The following is a 15,547-nucleotide window of genomic DNA, read 5'->3' on the forward strand; positions in this document are numbered from 1 at the left end:
GTTACGCGCTCGGGCCGCCCATCGGACCGCCGCCGCCGGCACCGCCGAGCATCTCCTGGAGCTCCTCCTGGAGGTCCTCGAACTGCTCCTGCACGCGCTCCTCCTGCTTCGAGAGGGTCTCGACGCGGACTTCGAGGTCGTCGACTTTCTCCTCGAGGTCGTCGGCGGCGTCGTCGTAGTCGGTCTCCACGAGGAGTTCGCCGACCTCGCGGTACATCGTCGCGTCCTCGTCGATGTCGTCGAGGGCGTTGAGGGCGGTCTCGGCGTCCGAGAGCTGGGTCTCGGCCTGCTGCTTCTGGGCCGCGACCGTCTGCGCTTTCTCCTGAAGGTCCTGTAGCTGCTCGAGCTTCTCCTGTGCTTCCGGCGGCAGATTGCCCTGCATACGTCTGGGGAGGCGCGCCCGACAGAAAAACCCCCGTATTACGCTCCGCGCAGCCAGCGCCGCGCGCTCGCCGGCCTCGGACCGCTCAGCGGTGCTGGCGGCCGGCGGCAGCGGCGCGCTCGGCGACCTCCACGAGCGTCAGCCACGTGTTGTTCCCCGCGCGCAGCGCGGTCAGGTCCGCGGCGTCGACGGTCACCGTGACGGTCGCGTCCTCGCGCTCGACGGCCGCCCGGCTACGGTCGCCCTCGATGTCGCCGGCTTCCACCGCGACGCTGCGCTCGACGGCGCGAGCGACCGCGGGAGAGTCGTACTCGAAAACCAGCTCCGTGGCGTGGTCCACCGGCCTAGCGAACGTCGACTTCCTTGACGTCGCGGCTCCGCTCTTTCAGGAGGACGCGGTGCCCGCAGTACGGACACCGAACCCCGCCGTACTCGTCGAGTTCGACGTCGCGCTTACAGCGGGAGCACTTGTACGCCATTATTCCTCGACGGCTTCGACGTCGGCTTCGGCGTTCGCTTCGCCTTCGTCCTCGCCGAGCGCCGCGCGGATGGAGCGGCTGACGGTGCGTCCGCCCGGCGTCTTGGGCTTGTACGCGCCGCCGGCGTACTTGTAGTCGCACTTCGAGCACTGCCAGATGCCGGTCCCCTGACGGGAGACGGCGTCGGAACCGCAGTCCGGGCAGGCGTGTTTCTCGTTCATCTCGTCCTCGATTTCGGAGACGCGACGCCGAGAGACGCGGCCGTAGCGCGCGCCGAATCGGCCGGCGCTCCCCGTGGAGCCCTTCTTAGCCATAGTGAACGCTTCTACCGTCGGGGCGCACATAAACGCTACGTTGCGTGGCCGACCGTCGGGAGGCCACGTCAATGCGAACGCGGAGCGCAGCGATGCGTGAGCAGCGTGGTCGACCGCAGGGAGACCACGTTAACGCGAACGGCGAACGGAGTGAGCCGTGAGTCCCACGTCAGTCCCGCAGTTCTTCCTCGTCGAGCGCGTCGTTGAGGTCCGCGCGGACGCGCTCGCCGGTGTCGCGGTTCATCGCCGTCGTCACGACGCGGTTCTCCTGCACGCTGGAGCCGTCGCGAATCAGCAGCCGGAGGTTGCCGTTGTCGTCGGCGCGCGTGACCTTCGCGCGGACGCCCGTCCGCGAGCCGGAGCCGCCGGCGTCGATTGGCCCGGGGATGACCTTCTTCACGTTGGGGTGGTCGGCGACGGTGCGAATCGCGCGCTGGCCGTCGCGGTCGCCGATGAGCGTGGAGTGGCGGCCGCCGATTTTCTCGCTTGCGGGCTCGTCGACCACGTCCAGCGAGCGGTCGCCGCGGCGCTCGACCACCGACTCCACGGGGTTCTCGCGGGGGACGCGGTAGACCTCGTAGTGGAGGTCCGCGCGCACCGCGCGAATGACGTCGTGGTCGCCCGCGACGAAGACGTCCTCGGGGCGCTTGCGCCGAATTTCGTCGGCGATGCGGCCGGCGAAGTTCCGGAGCTCGACGACGCCGGTCTCGCCGCCCTCCTCGGGGACGGTGGCGATGTCCGTCTGACCGACGACCTCCTCGTCGTCGAGGAACGTCAGGGTCGCGTGGTCGCGGTCGCAGGCGGCGACGACGGCGTCGCAGTTGGCGGTGTCGCAGACCAGGCAGTAGTCGCCCGGCTTCCGCAGGGGGGTGCCACACCGCCGACAGTCCATACTCGGGGAACGGCGTGGGCGCGCAAAAGCCCGGTGTTTCGCGCGGTGGCGGGGTCTCGTCGGGCCGCCAGTAGCTCTTTGAACGCGGCGACAGTACGGTCGGCGTGATGGCGCCCTCCAGAACGGCCGCGACGCACGGGCTGACCGTCGTCGTGGTCGCCGCGTTCGTCGGCGTGCTGGGCTGGCACCTCGGGCGGGCCGGGTACAGTTCGGCGCGGCTGGTGTTGTTCACGGCGCTGGGCGCGAGCGCCATCGCGGGCGCGTCCGGCGTCGTCTCCGGGCGTCCGTTCGTGGCTGCCGGCGGCGCGTGCGTCCTGCTTCTGCTCGGCTTCTGGCAGGCCGTGCTCTGGCCGTACGTCTTCGCCGTCGCGGGCTTCCTCGTCGTCGCCGCCGCTGTACTCGCGGCTGAGTGCGGTGTGGACGCGCCCGTCGCCGGGTAGCTCAGAGGTCCAGCGGACTCGTTTTCAGGTACTCGCGCAGGACGACCGTCGCGTAGCTCCCGGAGGGGAGCGCGAACTCGAAGGTCAGGGGGTCGCGTTCGACCGTGAGGTCGGGGCGGAGCAAAATTGCGCGCCGCGTCCCCGAGGAGTCGAACTCGCCCGGGAGGTCGAAGTCCCCGGGTTCGAGGTCGAGTTCGCCGAGCACGGCGCGCTCGATTTCCCCGGGTTCTCCTTCCGCCAACTCGGTGTCGGTGCCGACCAGCGGCGCGGTGACGAACGCCCGGCCGCGGGCGCAGTGGCGCGCCATCACGTCCACGCGGTCGGCGGTGACGCGCTGCTGGCGGCTCGAATCCGGCCGGGCGACGCTCTCGGGGACGTCCGACTCCGCGAACCACACCACGTCGCCCTCGACGGGCTCGTGGAACGGCAGCCCGCGCTCCATGCGCTCGGCGAGCATCCGGTTGAACGCGTACGATTGGGCGGCGTGGACGAACAGCCGCTGGAGGTTCGACGGGAACGTCTCGACGGCGTCCCGGAAGCTCCCGCCGTCCGCCAGCTCGTGCAGCATCGTGCGCTCGTAGCGCAGCCGGTTCGGGAACTTCTCTAGGGCGGCCTCCCAGTCGCGGGTGTCCTCGACGAACCGCCGCGCGCGACTGCTATCCTCCGGTTCGTGCTCGCTGGGCGCGCCGAGGTACGCCATCGCGGCGCCCTCCCAGTCGCCGCGCAGGATGGCGAGCCCGACCTCGTGGGTGACCGGGCGCTTGCTGCCGAAGCGCTGCTGGCCGAAGTAATTTGGAACGCCCGGCTCGCCGCCGCCGAACGCCGCGAGGTCCGCGGTGACGGCCTCCGCCTGCCCGGGGTCGTCGGGGTCGCGGACGACGACGCGGAACTCGTTGCCCGCGAGGTCGCCGAACTCCAGTCCGCGGCCCGCGCGCCCGACGACGTCGATGCCCGCGTCCGAGATGTCGGGGAGGTCCTCGGGCACGACGTCGCGGACGGCGAACAGCTGGGTGGTGACCGCGTGGCGGTCTTTCGTCCCCGCCCACGTCACGCGCTCGCGGCTCATCTCTAGGCCGTTCGCGAGCTCGCGGGCGAAGTCGTTGGTGTCCCACGACGTCAGCGTCGCGCGCAGGACGAGCCACGGGTAGTCGCCGCGGTCGGCGTCCACGGGCTGGGTGTCGAACTCCTCGATTTCCGTGACGCGGAAGTCCGACGGCGACTCGCGGAGGCGGCCGCCCGTGCCGTCGCTGTCGCTGGCGTAGTACCACATCCCGACCGCGCGCTCCAATTCGTGGGCCTCGCGCATTATCAGAACAGCGGGAGGTCGCCGGTAATCTCGTCCACGTCGGCGTCGGCCGCCGGCCCCACCGCGACGGCCGTGGGCGTCCCCGGCTCCAACTGCGTGTGGCCGGCGTCCTCGACGAGTCCGGACGGCAGCCCCTTGGCCTTCGCTTCCTCCGCAATCTGGTAGAGTTCGCGCTCGCCGCTGGCCTTCACGACGACCTTCTTCTGCCCCTGCTGTTTCCACTGACGCTGGGCGCGGTCGTCGGTGTGCTCGTAGGCTTTCAGGGAGGCGTGCGCGACCTGCGCCGCGAGCTTCCCCTGCCCCATCCCGATGTCCGTTCGGGCGGCGATGACCTGCTTCATGCTGGGGCGTAGCGGCGGCGCGGGCAAAGCGTTGGCTACTCGCGGCGGCACGCCGACAAGCATTTGCCGATTCCGCCAGCAGGCCGGGACATGGCCCCGCGCACGCCGCTCTCCAGACCGCGCCGGTACTTCCAGCAACGCGGCTTCGACCTGTGGCCCGCCGTCGCCGCCGTCGGCGTCGCCGCGGTCGCGCTCGCCGCCGCCCTCTACGGGTTCGCCGCGCTGTTCGTGCGCCGGCTCCGGCAGGCCGGCCACGGCGACGCCGCCAACGAGGTGTGGAGCCTGCTCTCCTCGGAAATCGTCGGGCTCGTGTTCGCGTTCTTCGTCGGTTGGGTTATCGTCGCCGCCGTCATGCACGCGCTCGGCCGGCTCGTCATCGGCCACGACGGCGAGTTCCGCGAGACGCTCGTGGTCGCCGGCTGGGGGACCGTGCCGTCGATTCTCAACACCGTGTTCGCGTTCGCCGTGCTCGCGTTCGCGCTCCAGTCGGCCTCCCTCGACACGCCCGAGGCGTTCGTCCGCCAGTTCCGCTCGACAATCGGCTCGACGGGCCTCCTCCGCGGCGCGTTCACGTTCGTCGTCGCGGGCTGGCAGACGTACGTCTACACGGAGGGGCTGTACGTCGAGTTCGACGCCGACGAGGGCAGCGCACTCCTCGTCGCCGTCGTCGTCGCGTACGGCGGCTGGCTGCTCAGCCTGTTCTGAAACCTTTAGGCGCTCGGCCCACCACGACCCGGTATGATACTCTCCGACCGGGACATCCTCGCGCGGCTCTTCGAGGGCGACCTCGTCGTCGAACCGCTGGACGACGTGGACCTCCAGGTCCAGCCCGCGAGCGTCGACGTCCGGCTCGGCCGTCGGTTCCTGGAGTTCGAGCGCGCGAACGTCCCCTGCATCCACCCCAACAGAGAAGAGGAAGTCGAGGACTACGTCACCGAGACCGTCGTCGACGACGGCGACGAGTTCATCCTCCACCCCGGCGACTTCGTGCTCGGCACCACGAAAGAGCGCGTGGAGGTGCCGCCGGACCTCGTCGCGCAGGTCGAGGGCCGCTCTTCCTTGGGCCGGCTCGCCGTCGTCGTCCACGCCACGGCCGGCTTCATCGACCCCGGCTTCGAGGGGAAGGTCACGCTCGAACTCTCCAATCTGGGGAAGGTGCCGGTCGCGCTCACGCCCGACATGCGCATCAGCCAGCTCGTGTTCACGCAACTCTCTAGTCCCGCCGAGCGGCCGTACGGCGAGGAGCGCGGGTCGAAGTACCAGGACCAGGACGGCCCGCAGGCCAGCCGCATCCGCGGCGACCGCGAGTTCGGGGGCGACCAATGAAGTTCATCGAGGAGGTCGTCGTCGAGGAGTTCCTCCCTACCTTCCGCTCGCTGCTGGCGGCGGACCTCCGCGAGCGCGGGCTCACTCAACACGAGGTCGCGGACCTGCTCGGCGTCAGCCAGTCCGCGGTCTCGAAGTACGCCCACGGCGAGGTCACGGTCAACGACGCGGTCGCCGGCGACGAGCGCGTCCGCGAGACCGTCGAGCGCGTCGGCGAGGGACTCGCCAGCGGGGACATGTCGCAGGTGCAGGCGCTCGTCGAGGCGGAGGTGCTGATTCGGCGGCTGTCCGCGCGCGGCGACGTCGTCGCGGACCTCCACGAGGCGGCGATGCCGGCGCTCGCGGAGTACGACGGCGACTTCCGCGTCCACGACCCCGAGAGCGAGGTGCGCGTCCGCGAGCGCGTGCTCTCGTCGGTGCGCCGCGGCGTCCGCATCCTCGAACACGCCAGCGGGTTCGCGACGCTCATCCCTGCGGTCGGCTCGAACCTCGTGGAGTGTACGCCCGACGCCGACGGCGTCGAGGATGTCGCGGGCGTCCCCGGCCGGATTCTGGACGTGATGGGGCGCACGGAGATTCCCGCCGACCCCGAGTTCGGCGTCAGCGTCCACGTCGCGTCAGTCCTGTTGGCCGCCCGGGACGCCGGCAGCGACGCTCGCGCGTGCCTGAACGTCCACTACGACCCAGATATCGTCGAGGAACTGGAGTCGCTCGGCTACGAGGCCGTCGAGTTCGACCCGGAAGGAGAGGCTTCCGCGGACGCGCTCCGTCCCGTCGTCCGGGACCACCCGGAGGCGGACGTGCTCTACCAGACCGGCGGCTTCGGCGTCGAGCCTATCGTCTACGTGCTCGCGGACAGCGCGCCGGCGGCCGCCGAGATGGCGCGCGAGCTACTGTGAGGGGGCGGTCGCCAGCCCCGCGGGGCCGCCGTCGAGTCGCGCGCGGACGCCGTCGCCGGCGCGGTCGAAGGCGGGGTCGGCGTCCGGCTGCACCGCCAGCACGGCGATTGCCGCGGGGAGCGTGACTGCGGCGTCGGCGACCCGGACCGCGGGGTCGAACCGCCAGCCGTCGACGGTCTCCGCGGGCGCCTCGACGAGGTTCGCGCCCGCGACCCTCGCGAACGCGTCGCCGACGGTGGACGCGTCCGCCGCGAAGTCCGCCCGGTGCGCGGCGTCCGCGAGGACGACCGCCTGCTCGCGGGCCGAGAGCTCGGCGTCGAGCGTGCGCGCCGTACACCGCAGCAGGACGACGCAGAGGTCGTCGGGGTCGGTGGTGGCTTCCGCGGCCGCGAAGTACGCGTCCAGAATCGTGCGCTCGGCGTCCTCGTGGCCGGCCGCGCTCAACGCCTCGAACACCGCGCCCGTGACGTCGTGGCAGGCGTCGGGCAGCGAGGGCGAGTCCGCCGGCGGCACGGGCTCGGTGCGCTCGTGGACGACGAGGTCGTAGTGGGGCGCTCGCGGGTCGTAGCGCTCCAGCGTCCGGCGGTACTCGCGGGCCAACTCGGCGGCCTCGCGGGCGGTCTCGCGGTCCGCGAACCATAGCCCGCCGACCGGGAACGGGCGCTCGCCGGTGCGCGCGCAGGCGACGTAGAAGCGCCCGTCGTCGCTGGCGAGGCCGTCGAGGCGCTCGCGCATCGTGCGGAGGTCGTCGCCCATCACGATTCCTCCACGACGACCGTCCCGACCATGTCCAGCGTCTCGTGCGGGATGCAGTAGTAGCCGTGCTCGCCCGCGGTCTCGAACGTATGGACGTACGACTCGCCGGACGTCACCGCACCCTCCCCGTTCTCCCAGCCGCTCGCCGCGGCGTCCTGGCTCTCGAAGCCGCCGGACGCCCAGTAGGCGGCGTCGTCCGGGACGTCGTCCTCGTAGGCGGTCACGGTGTGGGGTTCGCCGCCCGCGTGCGTCCACGCGACTTTGTCGCCGACCTGCACGGTGAGCTCCGCGGGCTCGTACGCCACCGCGGTCATGTCCACGACGTGGTCGGCGTCCTCGGGGACGCCGGAGACGACGTTCGGACCGCCCGAGAGCTCGGATTCCTCGCTCTCGCCGCTCCCCTCGCCGACCGGCGCCTGCTCGATGGCGCCGACGACCGCGAACTGCGCGCGCAGCGACGCGTTCGCCACTGCGTCGACGCTCCCACCGCCGGATTCGAGCGCGCTCGCGTACTCGTCTAGCGCGGACTCGAAGGACTCGTAGGCGCCCTCGTCGGCGTCAGCCAGCAGGTCGTGGACGCGCGCGGTCTCGAAGGCTTCGTAGGCGTCGCTGACGACGCCCGCGGCCGCCGCGCCGAGTTCGCCGCCCGCCGCGGTGACGACCGCGTCCGTCGCGGCAAGCGACTGCTCGAAGAACGACTGCGCGGCCGCGTACGCGTTCGCGTCGCCGCTGGCGGCGTCCTCCACGCTGACCAGCGCCTCTTCGAAGGCGTGGTAGGTGTCCTCGCTGGCGCCCTCCAGCGCCTCGTGGAAGCCGCCCGCGCCCGCCTCGAAGTGCGCCATCGCGTCGGACGCGACGGTCGCCGTGCGCTCGCTGTCGCCGGCGGCCGCCAGCGCCGCCGCGTCGAACGCCCGCGCGGACAGGTACGCCGACTCCGCGCCGGCGACGCGCGCCGTGCTCGCCGCCTGCGTCTCGAAGTCCAATAGCGCGCCGAGCGCGCCGTCCACGTGGTCGGCGACGGTATCCTCGCCGTTCCGCATCGCGTCCGGGAGCGCTTCGAGGTGGTCGTGCTCGAACGTCTCGTAGAGGCTCTCGCTGGTGGATTCGAGCGCCTCGTGGACGCCGAGCTCGTTCGCCTCGAAGCGCGCGAACAGGTCCTCGACGAGCGACGCCGCCTCGCCGTCCCCGCGCCGGTAGCGCTCGCGGGCGTCCGCGAGCCGCGCCCGGAAGAACCCGGCTTCCAGAACTGCGGCTTCCGTGCTCGTCGCCAGCGCCTCGACGCCCGCGACGAGGTTATCGTCCACCTGCGCGAGCGCGTCGGCGACTCCCGAGCCGTCCTGAATGGCGGTCTGGAGGTCGCGCACGCCGCCCTCGACCCCCTCGTAGGCGTCGTGGTCGGCTTCTTCGAGGGGCTCGTGGGCGGCCGCGCCCTCGAAGTGTTCGAGGACGTCGATGGCGGCCGTCGCCGCGGCCTCGGTCTGACCGGCGGCCGCGAGCCGCGCCGCGTCGTGGGTGCGGGCGCGGTACGCGGTGAGCGTCGCCGCGTGCGCGAACGACGCCGCCGGCCCACCGAGCCCCGCGACCGTCGCCGCGTCGTAGGCTCGGGACTGCACGCTCGCGAGGTGGCCCGCGCCCGCCACTCGCTCGCCGCTGACGGCGTACGCGCCCTCGACCGCCGCTGCCAGCGCTTCGTCCGCGGCGCTTTCGGCGTCCTCGGCGTCGCCGCGCTGGCCGGCAGAGAGCACGTCGCCCAGCGAGCCCTCGAAGCGCTCGTAGGCGTCGTCGGCGGTGCCTTCGAGCGCGTCGTGGGCGGCGGCGTCCTCGAAGTCCGTGAGCGCAGCGTTCGCCGTGACGCCGGCGTCCGCCGGCCGGTCGGCGGCCGCCAGCGCCGACGCGGTGGCCGCGCGGTCGCCGAACGCGAGCGCGTCGAGGGCGTTCGCGGGCTGTTCGCCGACGAGCTCGCGCTGGGCCGCCGCGAGGTGGTCGTCGGCGGTCCGCTGGTGGTCGCGGGCGGCGTCGGCGTCGCCGGCCGCCAGCGCCTCCTGTAAGCTGACGACGGCGCTCTCGAAGCCCTCGTAGTGCTCCGTGCTGGTGGCCTCCAGCTTCTCGTGGGCGCCGTACTCGCCGCTCGCGCTCTCGAAGTCCTCGAAGACACCCGCGACGGTGCGTTCGCCGAGGGCGTGCTCCTCCGCGAGCCCGAGCGCGGCGGCGTCTGCGAGCCGCGCCCGGTAGACGTTCCACTGTGCGGCGACGGCCGCGTTCACGCCGACGTCCCCGCCGGCGTTCTCGGTCGTTTCGGTGGCGGGCTCGGTCGTCGCGGGGTCGTCGGTCGACTGGTCGCTGTCGGTGCTATCGGCGTTACAGCCCGCGAGCCCGAGGGACGCGAGGGTGGCGCCAGTGGCTTTCAGGAACGTTCTTCGGTCGCGCATACGGTTTAGGCTAACCTAAAGAAGAAAAAAGCTACCGATTTTTCGGTCGGCCTAAATCAATCGAGGTCGCCTTCTCGAATCCGCTTCTCCGCTGCTTCCAGCGCCGCCTCCCGGTCGAACCCCGCGACGATTTCCTCCAGTTCCTTCCGGGAGGCGTCGCGGAGGTCGCGGGCGTGCTCGGTAATCGACGGGAGCGCGCGGATGATGTTGTCCACGACGGGGACAGCGGCGCTCTGCGCGGACCGCGACATCGGGTTCAGGTCGATTACGAGCTCGGTCTTGCCCATCTTGGCGAGGGCCTCCGCGCGGTCGCCGTCTTCGAGCGGGACGAGCACCACGTCCGCGTCGTAGATACCGTCGCGGTCCACCTTCGCGCGCTCGTGTTCGAGGCCCGGAATCCGCGCGTCCGCCTCCAGCCCCTTCACGTCCTGTGCGCCGTGCTCGCGGAGGTGCTCGGCGATGGCTTCCATTCGCTCGGCGGTGCGGTTGAAGAGGTTCACCTCGACGTCTGCGCCCACCACTTCCGCGAGCGCGACGACCTCGCCGGGCACGAGCGCCGCGACGTTCCCGTTCACCGACAGCACCGGGTGCTCGGCGAGCAGGAGGTACGCGGCCGCGACGCGCTCGGCGTTGTCCGCTGACGGAATCGTCTCCTCGCCGAGCAAGTAGTCGAACGCCTCCCCGCGGCCCTGCGCGACCAGCCCCTGCTTCGACGTGATGCCCTTCTCCACGCCCGCCTCGATGCGGTGGCGGGTCACCAGCGAGTCGTGGCGCGGGTGGTCGGCGGGAATCTCGGCCATACTGTCTCTGGCCGCCGGTCGCGCAAAAATCGTCCGCTTGCGGGTGGCCGCTACTCGCGGCTCACTGCGTCATCGCTCACTGTAACGTGGTGTGCCGCTGGCGCGCCACGCTACGGGTCCAGCGTCGCGCCCGCCGGATGCACGCGACACACCTCGGGGTCGTAGCCGGCGTCGGAGAGACCGGTCCCGAGCGCGAACACCGTCTCCCCCAGCATCGCCATCGCCGCCTCGCCGCCCGCGTCGGTGACCGCTTCCACGGCCGCCTCGACGTCGCCGTCCAGCAGGCCCGCCTCCCGCGAGAACTCACGGGAGAGCGCCATGAACCGGGGGAGCGTCGGGTGCTCGCGGAGCGCCGCGAGTGCGTCTTCGCCCGCCGCCGACAGCGTCGCCGTGTCGCCGCCGATGACGTCGCTCGTCGAGAGGCCGCCGAAGGAGACGTACTCGACGCGGCCCGCGTCCGGCACGCCGTCGAGGCGACCGTGCGCCGGAGCACCGGGTTTGACGCGAATCGGAACGCCGCCGCGGGCCTGCGCCACCACGTCCCCGAGTCCGGTGCCGGCTTCGACTTCCGCGGCGTGCGCGACGCTCACGAGGTCGTTCACGGACAGCCCCGCGTCGAAGGCGCTGTTCGCGGCGAGCGCCGTCCCGAGCGCCATCGCGCCGGAGACGCCGAACCCTGCGCCCAGCGGCAGTTCGGTCTCCGCGGACACCGCCGCCGTCGCGTCGAGCGCGTCCAGCACGCGCGTCACGCTCTCGACGGCAACCTCGCGGCCGTTCAAGCGCACTCGCGTCTCGTCGCTGGGCTCAACGCGCGTCGTCACGCCCGCCGAGAGCGTGATGCCGGCGCCCCGCGACCCCGTGCGCTCGGGGGTCTCGGTGCGCTCCACGCTGAAGAACCCGGTCACGTGGCCGGGCGCGAACGCCGTCGCCGCGTCGCCGTCGCTCATCCTCTCGGAGTCGGGGGTCGCGCGGATTAAGTGTTGCACTCTCGGCACGCGAACGTTCAAGTGTGTTTACGCCTAAGTACGACGTATACGTGCCCTCGATTAGCGCCCGCATCCCCGACGACGAGGAGGAAGCCCTCGCGGAGGTCGCCGACCTACTCGGCGAGGACAAGAGCGCCACCATCCGGAAAGCGCTCTCGGAGGGACTCCACGACCTCCGCGTGCGCGTCGCTGTCGAACGCTACCAGTCCGGCGACGTCTCCGTCAACGAGGCCGCCCGCATCGCGGACGTCAGCCTCGGCGAGTGGATGGAAATCGCGCGCGAACACAACCTCACCACTCAACTCTCGCCCGACGACCTCGAATCGGACGCCGACGCCGCGCTCGACGTATGAGCGATGTCGTGCTCGTCGACGCGACCACGCTCATCGCGCTCGGGAGCGTCGGCCGCGTCGACCTCTTGGCGAACTTCGATGGCGACGTTCTGGTTCTGGAGACTGTCGTCGACGAGGTAACGACCGAGCCAGCGAGGACGAACGTCTCGACGTTCCTCGGCTCCCAGCAAGTCACCGACAGTGTTTCCGAGGAGGCCGTCGCGGACGCGCAGCGCCTGCTCGGTGACGAGTGCGTTCACGGTGACGTCGAACTCGTCGCTGGCGTGCGCTCCCACCACGCCGACGACCGTTCCGTCGCCGTCGTCTCCGACGACCGCCGCGTCCGTGCGGTCGCGGAGGGACTCGGCGCGACGGTCACCGGAACTGTCGGCGTCATCGTTCGCGCGGTTCACGAGGGAATGGACCCGGAGAACGCCAAAGCGTTGGTTCGAGAAATCGACAGCCACGGCTTGCACATGACCGGGGAACTCCGCGAAAAAGCGTTCGAGTTAATCGACGACGCAGCCGGCGATTAGGGACTCAACCGCTGTCGGTCCTGTGAGACGCGCGGCGTCTCACCTATGGCGACAGCCGCTGCCGGTCGCGCGGGAAGAGAACCGCTTCCCGGATGTTGTCGAGGTCGAGCATCGTCATGACGAGGCGCTCGACGCCGTACGCCCACCCGGCGTGGGGCGGCATGCCGTACTTGAACATCTTCGTGTAGTACTCGAACTGGTCGGGGTCCAGACCCTGCTGCTTGAAGCCCTCGACGAGCGCGTCGTAGCGGTGCTCGCGCTGGCCGCCCGACACCAGTTCCATGCGCGGGTGCATCAGGTCGAAGCCCTTCGAGAGCTCGGAGTCGTCGTCGTAGTCCTGGATGTAGAACGGCTTGATCTCGCTGGGCCAGTCGGTGACGAAGTAGTGCCCGCCGACGTCGTCGCCGAGCGCCTTCTCGCCCTCCGTGGGGAGGTCGTCGCCCCAGACGAGCTGCTCGTCGAGTTCGCCGGTGGCGTTGATGCGCTCGATGGCCTCCTCGTAGGTGAGCCGCGGGAAGTCACCCGAGGGCGCCTCGAACTCGTCGGCGAGGCCGAGGAGTTCGAGTTCCTCCTGACAGTTCTCCTCGACCGCGGAGTAGGCGGCCTTCAGCGTGCCCTCGCAGACGTCCATCGCCTCCTCGTGGTCGATGAACGCGGACTCGAAGTCGATCATCGTCGCCTCGTTGAGGTGGCGCGGCGTGTTGTGCTCCTCTGCGCGGAAGATGGGGCCGACCTCGAAGACGCGTTCGAGCCCGGAGCCCACCATCAGCTGCTTGAACAGCTGCGGGCTCTGGTTCATGAACGCCTCCTCGCCGAAGTACGTCACGGGGAACAGCTCCGTGCCGCCCTCCGTGCCGGTGGCAACGATTTTCGGCGTGTTGATCTCCGTGGAACCGACGCTCCGGAAGTACTCGCGGACCGCGCGCAGGACTTCCGCGCGAATCTCGAAGATGGCCTTCGTCTCGGGCTTGCGGGCGTCCAGCGTGCGGTTGTCCAGCCGCGTCGAGAGGTCGGCGTCGACCTTCCCGGAGGGGTCGAGGGGGAGCTGGGGGTCGGCCTCCGCCATCACTTCGATGGAGTCGGGCGTGACCTCGACGCCGGTGGGCGCGCGCTCCTCCTCCTCGACGTCGCCGGTGACCTGGACGACGGACTCGCGCTGGACGTTGATGCCCGTCTCCACGAGCTCGTCGTCCATCTCGTCCTTCTCGAACTTGACCTGAATCTTCCCGGTCTTGTCTCGGAGGATGAGGAAGGCGATGCCACCGAGGTCGCGCACCTCGTGGACCCAGCCAGCGACCGTCGCGTGGTCGCCCGGCTCGGCGTCCGCTGTGAACGTGCGGTCCTTCATACCACCCGATTCGCGAGGACCGGCCTTAAACGCCGTCATTTCCGGCGTGGCCGAACCCGGTCGCGTCCGGGGGACGAGGGCTCACTCGTGGGCGTCGTTGACGCCGCGAACCGTCTCCGCGACGGCCTCGACGCCCTCGTCGTGGAGCAGGTCGCCGACGACGATGGTGTCCGCGTGCTCGCCCATCTCGTAGGCGGCGTCGTAGTCGCGGATGCCGCCGCCGTAGAACAGCGTCGCGTCGTCGAGCGCGTCCTGCGCCGCGCCGACGACCTCGGTGTCGCCCAGCGTCCCCGAGTACTCGACGTAGACGATGTCCTGGCCGAGCATCTTCTCGGCGACCTCCGCGTACGCCGCTACCTCGTCGGCGTCGAGGTCGCAGTCGGCGTCCGTGTACTCGGCGACGCTGGCCTCGTCGTTGAGGACGACGTACGCCTCCGTGGCGGTGCGCTCCCAGTCGAGGTCGCCGATGCGGACCCACTCCTTGTGCGCGCCCGTAATCCAGAACGGGTCGCCGGCGTTCAGCACGACCGGCACGAGGTAGCCGTCGAGGGCGTCGTCCTCGACGACGACTGCGGGATTGGACGGCTCCTGGTACAGCGGCACGTCGTGTTTCCGGCAGGCGTCGATGACCCGCCGCATCTTCTCGGTGGTCACGTCCATTGTCCCGCCGATTTCGATGGCGTCGGTGCCCGTCCTGGCGACGTCGTCGAACGTGTCGCCGTCGGCCAGCGACTTGTCCGGGTCCACCTTGAGCACGTGGTCCCAGTCGTCCCACGGGGTAGTCATGTGCCCCCATTAAAATGGCCCGGGCAAAACCCCTTCGATGCGGGTGGAGTGCCGCCAGCGGCGCCGCTGGGGAGGCTGAGAGCGGAACCGGAGGCGGGGACGGCCTAACTGTGGATGCCCATCGCCTCGATCTGCTCCTGGTAGCGGTTCCGGATGGTGACTTCCGTCACCTGCGCGACGTCCGCGACCTCGCGCTGGGTCTTCTTCTCGTTGCAGAGCAGGGACGCGGCGTAGATTGCGGCGGCCGCGTAGCCGGTCGGGGACTTGCCCGAGAGCAGTCCCTTCTCGGCGGTCGTCTCGATGATCTCGTTGGCTTTCGCCTGCACTTCCTCGGAGAGTTCGAGTTCCGAGCAGAACCGGGGCACGTACTTCTTCGGGTCGACGGGCTTCATCTCCAGTCCGAGCTCCTGAGAGATGTAGCGATACGTGCGACCGATCTCCTTGCGCTCGACCCGGGACACCTCCGAAATCTCCTCGAGGCTCCGGGGGATGCCTTCCTTCCGGCAGGCCGCGTACAGCGCGCTCGTCGCGACGCCCTCGATGGAGCGGCCACGAATGAGGTCTTCCTTGAGCGCGCGCCGGTAGATGACCGACGCGACCTCCCGCACCGACCGCGGGACGCCGAGCGCCGACGCCATCCGGTCGATTTCCGAGAGCGCGAACTGGAGGTTGCGCTCGCCGGCGTCCTTCGTGCGGATGCGCTCCTGCCACTTCCGCAGGCGGTGCATCTGCGAGCGCTTCTTCGACGAGATGGAACGCCCGTAGGCGTCCTTGTCCTTCCAGTCGATGGTCGTCGTCAGCCCCTTGTCGTGCATCGTCTGCGTGGTCGGTGCACCGACGCGGGACTTCTCCTGTCGTTCCTGGTGGTTGAACGCGCGCCACTCCGGACCGGGGTCGATCTGCTCCTCCTCGACGACGAGGCCGCAGTCGTTGCAGACCAGCTCCGCGCGGTCCGAGCTCTTCACGAGGTTGTCAGAGCCGCACTCCGGGCACTCCCGTACGCCCTCCTCGGACTCCTCCTGCTCTGTCGCCGTTTCTCGCTCCCGCTGGCGAGTGGACCGTGTCATCGCATTTTTATATTAGCGTTTCGCAAACGTTTAAATCCGTTGGCGGTTTGGAACCTCTCACAGACGACACAAGTAGCCGCTCGAACGCCGCTAAACCGCCGGTAGAGGGCACGAGGCGCCGCTGGACG

At 70.4% G+C, this 15,547-nt stretch carries 20 protein-coding genes; 6 read left to right on the plus strand and 14 right to left on the minus strand.

All coding sequences use genetic code 11. From position 1 onward, the window contains the following. Position 1: 1 nt before the first annotated feature. The 5 genes from HHUB_RS01860 to HHUB_RS01880 form a co-directional block, all read right to left on the minus strand. On the minus strand, positions 2-382 hold the full coding sequence (locus HHUB_RS01860) for a prefoldin subunit beta (RefSeq protein WP_059055682.1): 381 nt from the start codon (positions 380-382) through the stop codon (positions 2-4). Positions 383-467: 85 nt separating this feature from the next. Then, on the minus strand, positions 468-722 hold the full coding sequence (locus HHUB_RS01865) for a KEOPS complex subunit Pcc1 (RefSeq protein ID WP_059055684.1): 255 nt from the start codon (positions 720-722) through the stop codon (positions 468-470). 4 nt (positions 723-726) lie between these two features. Continuing rightward, the gene (locus HHUB_RS01870) at positions 727-861 is read right to left on the minus strand and encodes a DNA-directed RNA polymerase subunit P (RefSeq protein WP_059055686.1); all 135 of its coding nucleotides are present in this window, start codon (positions 859-861) and stop codon (positions 727-729) included. Continuing rightward, entirely contained in the window at positions 861-1,175 is a 315-nt protein-coding gene (locus HHUB_RS01875) for a 50S ribosomal protein L37ae (protein ID WP_082687147.1), read from the minus strand. Before HHUB_RS01875 ends, HHUB_RS01870 begins: the two co-directional genes overlap by 1 nt. A gap of 169 nt (positions 1,176-1,344) precedes the next feature. Next, positions 1,345-2,067, minus strand: coding sequence for a DUF2103 domain-containing protein (locus HHUB_RS01880; RefSeq protein WP_059055690.1), 723 nt, complete (start codon positions 2,065-2,067; stop codon positions 1,345-1,347). Positions 2,068-2,174: 107 nt separating this feature from the next. Between HHUB_RS01880 and HHUB_RS01885 the strand changes: the two genes are divergently transcribed. Further along, a complete protein-coding gene (locus tag HHUB_RS01885; protein WP_059055692.1) occupies positions 2,175-2,507 on the plus strand; it encodes a hypothetical protein in 333 nt (110 codons plus the stop codon). A gap of 1 nt (position 2,508) precedes the next feature. Here HHUB_RS01885 and truD read toward each other — a convergent pair whose 3' ends face one another. Both truD and pth2 read right to left on the minus strand, forming a co-directional pair. Continuing rightward, entirely contained in the window at positions 2,509-3,813 is a 1,305-nt protein-coding gene (gene truD, locus HHUB_RS01890) for a tRNA pseudouridine(13) synthase TruD (RefSeq protein WP_059055695.1), read from the minus strand. Positions 3,814-3,815: 2 nt separating this feature from the next. Beyond that, on the minus strand, positions 3,816-4,154 hold the full coding sequence (pth2, locus tag HHUB_RS01895) for a peptidyl-tRNA hydrolase Pth2 (RefSeq protein ID WP_059055697.1): 339 nt from the start codon (positions 4,152-4,154) through the stop codon (positions 3,816-3,818). A 90-nt stretch (positions 4,155-4,244) separates the two neighbouring features. Here pth2 and HHUB_RS01900 point away from each other — a divergent pair, with 90 nt between their 5' ends. Genes HHUB_RS01900 through HHUB_RS01910 form a run of 3 tightly spaced genes read left to right on the plus strand, consistent with a single transcriptional unit; the run spans position 4,245 to position 6,379 of the window. Next, the gene (locus HHUB_RS01900; RefSeq protein ID WP_059055698.1) at positions 4,245-4,859 is read left to right on the plus strand and encodes a YIP1 family protein; all 615 of its coding nucleotides are present in this window, start codon (positions 4,245-4,247) and stop codon (positions 4,857-4,859) included. Positions 4,860-4,892: 33 nt separating this feature from the next. Beyond that, positions 4,893-5,480 (plus strand): dCTP deaminase, encoded by a 588-nt coding sequence (gene dcd, locus HHUB_RS01905; RefSeq protein WP_059055700.1) that lies wholly within the window; start codon positions 4,893-4,895, stop codon positions 5,478-5,480. Continuing rightward, on the plus strand, positions 5,477-6,379 hold the full coding sequence (locus tag HHUB_RS01910) for a thiamine-phosphate synthase family protein (RefSeq protein WP_059055703.1): 903 nt from the start codon (positions 5,477-5,479) through the stop codon (positions 6,377-6,379). Before dcd ends, HHUB_RS01910 begins: the two co-directional genes overlap by 4 nt. Here the strand turns inward: HHUB_RS01910 and HHUB_RS01915 are convergent. From HHUB_RS01915 to HHUB_RS01930, 4 genes are all read right to left on the minus strand, one after another. Then, positions 6,371-7,135 carry a DUF7551 domain-containing protein gene (locus tag HHUB_RS01915; RefSeq protein WP_238323987.1) on the minus strand — a complete coding sequence of 255 codons (765 nt, stop codon included), beginning with the start codon at positions 7,133-7,135 and terminating at the stop codon, positions 6,371-6,373. The two genes, HHUB_RS01910 and HHUB_RS01915, sit on opposite strands and share 9 nt — an antisense overlap. Then, positions 7,135-9,564 carry a DUF5059 domain-containing protein gene (locus HHUB_RS01920; RefSeq protein WP_059055707.1) on the minus strand — a complete coding sequence of 810 codons (2,430 nt, stop codon included), beginning with the start codon at positions 9,562-9,564 and terminating at the stop codon, positions 7,135-7,137. The genes HHUB_RS01915 and HHUB_RS01920 overlap by 1 nt, the downstream gene beginning before the upstream one ends. 56 nt (positions 9,565-9,620) lie before the next feature. Beyond that, the gene (locus HHUB_RS01925) at positions 9,621-10,364 is read right to left on the minus strand and encodes a 4-phosphopantoate--beta-alanine ligase (protein WP_059055709.1); all 744 of its coding nucleotides are present in this window, start codon (positions 10,362-10,364) and stop codon (positions 9,621-9,623) included. 110 nt (positions 10,365-10,474) lie between these two features. Then, complete coding sequence (locus HHUB_RS01930) at positions 10,475-11,311, minus strand: pantoate kinase (RefSeq protein ID WP_059055711.1); 837 nt, start codon at positions 11,309-11,311, stop codon at positions 10,475-10,477. Positions 11,312-11,400: 89 nt separating this feature from the next. Between HHUB_RS01930 and HHUB_RS01935 the strand changes: the two genes are divergently transcribed. Both HHUB_RS01935 and HHUB_RS01940 read left to right on the plus strand, forming a co-directional pair. After that, positions 11,401-11,703 (plus strand): UPF0175 family protein, encoded by a 303-nt coding sequence (locus HHUB_RS01935; protein ID WP_059055713.1) that lies wholly within the window; start codon positions 11,401-11,403, stop codon positions 11,701-11,703. Continuing rightward, positions 11,700-12,218 carry a hypothetical protein gene (locus tag HHUB_RS01940; RefSeq protein ID WP_059055715.1) on the plus strand — a complete coding sequence of 173 codons (519 nt, stop codon included), beginning with the start codon at positions 11,700-11,702 and terminating at the stop codon, positions 12,216-12,218. Before HHUB_RS01935 ends, HHUB_RS01940 begins: the two co-directional genes overlap by 4 nt. A gap of 43 nt (positions 12,219-12,261) precedes the next feature. Here HHUB_RS01940 and aspS read toward each other — a convergent pair whose 3' ends face one another. From aspS to HHUB_RS01955, 3 genes are all read right to left on the minus strand, one after another. Beyond that, entirely contained in the window at positions 12,262-13,566 is a 1,305-nt protein-coding gene (gene aspS / locus HHUB_RS01945) for an aspartate--tRNA(Asn) ligase (protein WP_059055717.1), read from the minus strand. A gap of 81 nt (positions 13,567-13,647) precedes the next feature. Further along, positions 13,648-14,352 carry a phosphoglycerol geranylgeranyltransferase gene (locus tag HHUB_RS01950; protein WP_059055719.1) on the minus strand — a complete coding sequence of 235 codons (705 nt, stop codon included), beginning with the start codon at positions 14,350-14,352 and terminating at the stop codon, positions 13,648-13,650. Positions 14,353-14,456: 104 nt separating this feature from the next. Further along, the gene (locus tag HHUB_RS01955) at positions 14,457-15,419 is read right to left on the minus strand and encodes a transcription initiation factor IIB (protein WP_058981163.1); all 963 of its coding nucleotides are present in this window, start codon (positions 15,417-15,419) and stop codon (positions 14,457-14,459) included. Positions 15,420-15,547 lie beyond the last annotated feature (128 nt).

The organism is Halobacterium hubeiense, assembly GCF_001488575.1.
In the GTDB taxonomy this organism is placed as follows: domain Archaea; phylum Halobacteriota; class Halobacteria; order Halobacteriales; family Halobacteriaceae; genus Halobacterium; species Halobacterium hubeiense.

Bases quoted from the DNA above. Each gene is read 5' to 3' on its own strand.
- aspS (WP_059055717.1), bottom strand. From the start codon at position 13,566: ATGAAGGACCGCACGTTCACAGCGGACGCCGAGCCGGGCGACCACGCG.
- HHUB_RS01875 (WP_082687147.1), bottom strand. From the start codon at position 1,175: ATGGCTAAGAAGGGCTCCACGGGGAGCGCCGGCCGATTCGGCGCGCGC.
- HHUB_RS01930 (WP_059055711.1), bottom strand. From the start codon at position 11,311: ATGAGCGACGGCGACGCGGCGACGGCGTTCGCGCCCGGCCACGTGACC.
- HHUB_RS01915 (WP_238323987.1), bottom strand. From the start codon at position 7,135: ATGGGCGACGACCTCCGCACGATGCGCGAGCGCCTCGACGGCCTCGCC.
- HHUB_RS01920 (WP_059055707.1), bottom strand. From the start codon at position 9,564: ATGCGCGACCGAAGAACGTTCCTGAAAGCCACTGGCGCCACCCTCGCG.
- HHUB_RS01955 (WP_058981163.1), bottom strand. From the start codon at position 15,419: ATGACACGGTCCACTCGCCAGCGGGAGCGAGAAACGGCGACAGAGCAG.
- HHUB_RS01925 (WP_059055709.1), bottom strand. From the start codon at position 10,364: ATGGCCGAGATTCCCGCCGACCACCCGCGCCACGACTCGCTGGTGACC.
- pth2 (WP_059055697.1), bottom strand. From the start codon at position 4,154: ATGAAGCAGGTCATCGCCGCCCGAACGGACATCGGGATGGGGCAGGGG.
- HHUB_RS01900 (WP_059055698.1), top strand. From the start codon at position 4,245: ATGGCCCCGCGCACGCCGCTCTCCAGACCGCGCCGGTACTTCCAGCAA.
- dcd (WP_059055700.1), top strand. From the start codon at position 4,893: ATGATACTCTCCGACCGGGACATCCTCGCGCGGCTCTTCGAGGGCGAC.
- HHUB_RS01880 (WP_059055690.1), bottom strand. From the start codon at position 2,067: ATGGACTGTCGGCGGTGTGGCACCCCCCTGCGGAAGCCGGGCGACTAC.
- HHUB_RS01870 (WP_059055686.1), bottom strand. From the start codon at position 861: ATGGCGTACAAGTGCTCCCGCTGTAAGCGCGACGTCGAACTCGACGAG.
- truD (WP_059055695.1), bottom strand. From the start codon at position 3,813: ATGCGCGAGGCCCACGAATTGGAGCGCGCGGTCGGGATGTGGTACTAC.
- HHUB_RS01885 (WP_059055692.1), top strand. From the start codon at position 2,175: ATGGCGCCCTCCAGAACGGCCGCGACGCACGGGCTGACCGTCGTCGTG.
- HHUB_RS01860 (WP_059055682.1), bottom strand. From the start codon at position 382: ATGCAGGGCAATCTGCCGCCGGAAGCACAGGAGAAGCTCGAGCAGCTA.
- HHUB_RS01940 (WP_059055715.1), top strand. From the start codon at position 11,700: ATGAGCGATGTCGTGCTCGTCGACGCGACCACGCTCATCGCGCTCGGG.
- HHUB_RS01950 (WP_059055719.1), bottom strand. From the start codon at position 14,352: ATGACTACCCCGTGGGACGACTGGGACCACGTGCTCAAGGTGGACCCG.
- HHUB_RS01910 (WP_059055703.1), top strand. From the start codon at position 5,477: ATGAAGTTCATCGAGGAGGTCGTCGTCGAGGAGTTCCTCCCTACCTTC.